General features: G+C 60.7%; 1 pseudogene. It reads right to left on the bottom strand.

Features of this window, described 5'->3' with window-relative positions:
• Positions 1 to 226: 226 nt before the first annotated feature.
• Positions 227 to 1,556 (bottom strand): annotated as a pseudogene (locus AC3B8H_RS21185) (hypothetical protein); the annotation flags it as partial.

The raw sequence follows: 1,556 nt of genomic DNA, 5'->3' as shown, positions 1-1,556 counted from the left end.
CGGAATGAATCGGGCGCCGAAGCCGGCGTCGTCAAACCCCGGATCGGCGAAAGGGGTGCACATCCGTGTGCGGTCCAAGCGTATCCGGTTCCTTGTGGACAGCGGCTCGAAGATCCTGATTTGTTAACGCTAGCGTGTTCGGGTCGGGGAAATGAAATTTCTGCCGTTGCACGGGTCGCTGGAGATGCCGCGGCCGACGTCCTATTTGGTCGCGGCGTGGGAAGGGTTACGGAGTCGGCAGTGAAAGCTGGTCATACGCCGTGTTCAGTACGGGTAACGCGCAAGCGTCCGGCTGACCGTTGGTTTGGCGTACGTAGGGCGTTACCGGATTGGCCGGGTTCCAACCGGCCGGCGGCGCCACGTTGGCGCTCAACGCGATGTAGCCGGCTTGACCAAAGCCGTGATTGCTCAAGCTGGTATTACGCGCGGCAACGGTGGACGCCAACTGACCGACCTTGACCAGCGCGTTTTGCAACTTCTGAACGTCGCCGCCCTTGGCTGAACCTAAATTGGTAACGTTGTTGGCCTGCTTCCATGAGAAGGTGTACTCGCCGACCAAGGGGTAGCGGTTTTGCGCCACTTCCTTGCCGGTCGGCGATGCGCCGTCGATTTTGATGAAGCGGTAATTGGCGCCGCGCGTCGCATTACGCTCGGTGGTTTGGATACTGATCCCCCATTGGTTGCCGTGCGCGACGTTATGCGGAATATCGCGATAGTCGTTATACGGCGCTGGATTATGTCTGGGCGTTGCCGTGGTACTGAAATAGTTGTTGGTACCGTTGTTCAAGTCGGCCAAGCAATTGTCCACCGCGCCCAGGCTGGTCGCGTACATAAAGTCGGCGTTGGACGAACCGACATCTGCAATCACCGGTCCTGATCCTCCCAGGCAGGGGTATTGCAGGATATTGGCCAATACCGCTACTTGCTGGCCGGCGCCGTTTTCGCGGCGGCAAACATGCACCGTGGTGTCCAGCGGGACGTCCAGTTTGGTATTGCCGGTGCCGGTGCCGGTAAATCCGGCGGCCTTGGCTTGCGCGACCAGCTCCGCCAAATCGATCACGCTATCGGTGTTGTCCGGCGCCGGATCGGTATCGGTTGGCGTAAAGCCGGTGGTCGGCGTGGCCGGCAATTTCACCTTGAGCGCGGTCCAGTCCCCGACCGCGCCGCTAAAGATACTGGCTAGCTGTGATTTGGTCAGGCTGGGTTGGCAAGCGGCGTTTTCGCCTGAGGCGTTCGAGCTGACCGGCGTGATGCCCTGGCCGGCCAGGCCGCAGTCGCTGGGTAGGGTGCCGCTGACGATGCCGGCCAATTGCAAGGCCTGGTACAGTTTCAAGGTCACCGGCGTGCCGATGATGTGGCCGGCGATGGTTCTGCGGACGCTGAATTGGGTGTAGTCGATCGGCGTGGTATTCGGCACGGTATTGTCATCCGCCCCCATCACATCGGGCGTGACGTCGCCGGTCGCGCCGGTGGGTTTGGCAACATTGAACGTATCGAGCGGATCGTCGGGCGTCAGGTGGCAAGCAAAATTATATTGGAAGGTCGTGCCGCGCGAG

The organism is Methylomonas sp. BG-2 (assembly GCF_057766305.1).
This window is presented reverse-complemented; position numbering and strand designations above follow the sequence as displayed.